This is a genomic window from Burkholderia sp. ABCPW 111, assembly GCF_000773065.1.
In the GTDB taxonomy this organism is placed as follows: domain Bacteria; phylum Pseudomonadota; class Gammaproteobacteria; order Burkholderiales; family Burkholderiaceae; genus Burkholderia; species Burkholderia savannae.
In genome coordinates, this window is record NZ_JPWT01000037.1 from 1 (window position 1) to 1,426 (window position 1,426).

The 1,426-nt window shown below is 71.3% G+C and carries 1 protein-coding gene; it reads left to right on the plus strand.

Going from position 1 to position 1,426, the window contains the following annotated elements:
* Window positions 1-1,426, plus strand: a 1,426-nt coding sequence (locus tag X946_RS05845) for an efflux transporter outer membrane subunit (protein ID WP_038744850.1), incomplete at both ends; no start/stop codon positions are given.

The following is a 1,426-nucleotide window of genomic DNA, read 5'->3' on the forward strand; positions in this document are numbered from 1 at the left end:
TCGCAGTCGCCCTGCTCGCGACGGGCTGCACGCTCGCGCCGCGCTACGAGCGTCCGGCCGCGCCCGTGTCGGGCGCGTTCCCGACCGACGGCGTCTACGCCGCGCAGCCGGGCGCTGCGTCCGGCGCGCGCAGCGCGAACGGCCAGTCGGCCGTCGACATCGGCTGGCGCGAGTTCTTCGTCGATCCGCGCCTGCAGCGGCTCGTCGAGATCGCGCTGAGGAACAACCGCGATCTGCGCGTATCGGTGCTGAACGTCGAGGCCTCGCGCGCGCAGTATCAGATCACGCGCGCCGGCCTGTTCCCGACGCTCGACGGCACCGGCACGGGCTCGATCCAGCGCTATCCCGCCGGCGTGTCGACGACGCGCCAGCCGCTCATCTCGCGCGCCTACAACGTCGGCGTGTCCGCGTCGTGGGAGCTCGACCTGTTCGGCCGCGTGCAGAGCCTGAAGGACCAGGCGCTCGCGCAATACTTCGCGACCGCGCAGGCGCGCAAGGCCGCGGAGATCTCGCTCGTCGCGAGCGTCGCCGATCAGTACCTCTCGCTCCTGTCGACCGACGACCTGCTGCAGGTCACGGAGAACACGCTGAAGACGGCGCGCGCGTCGTACGACCTCACGAAGCTGCAGTTCGACAACGGCACCGGCTCGGAGCTCGATCTGCGGCAGGCGCAGACGGTCGTCGAGACGGCGCTCGCGAACCAGCAGGCGCAGGCGCGCGCGCGTGCGCAGGCGGTCAACGCGCTCGTGCTGCTGATCGGCGAGCCGCTGCCCGACGATCTGCCGGCCGGCCTGCCGCTCAACGCGCAGAACCTGCTGACCGACGTGCCGGCCGGGCTGCCGTCCGATCTGCTGACGCGGCGCCCCGACATCATGCAGGCCGAGGAGGCGCTGCGCGCGGCGAACGCGAACATCGGCGCGGCGCGCGCGGCGTTCTTCCCGAAGATCTCGCTGACGGCGGCGTTCGGCACCGCGAGCCCGACGCTCGGCGGCCTGTTCAAGGCCGGCACGGCGGCGTGGTCGTTCGCGCCGAGCATCGCGTTGCCGATCTTCGAGGGCGGGCAGAACATCGCGAACCTCGATCTCGCGCACGTGCAGAAGCGCATCGAGATCGCGAACTACGAGAAGGCGATCCAGAGCGCGTTCCGCGAGGTGTCGGACGGGCTCGCCGCGCGCGGCACGTACGATCAGCAGATCGCGGCGCTCGAGCGCAACGAGCACGCGCAGCAGCGCCGCTACGATCTGTCGGACCTGCGCTACAAGAACGGCGTCGACAGCTATCTGTCGGTGTTGACCGCGCAGACCGATCTGTACACGGCGCAGCAGCAGTTGATCAGCGCGCGGCTCGCGCGCTGGACGAACCTCGTCGATCTGTACCGCGCGCTGGGCGGCGGCTGGATCGAGCGCGCGGGCGACACGCCGCGCCC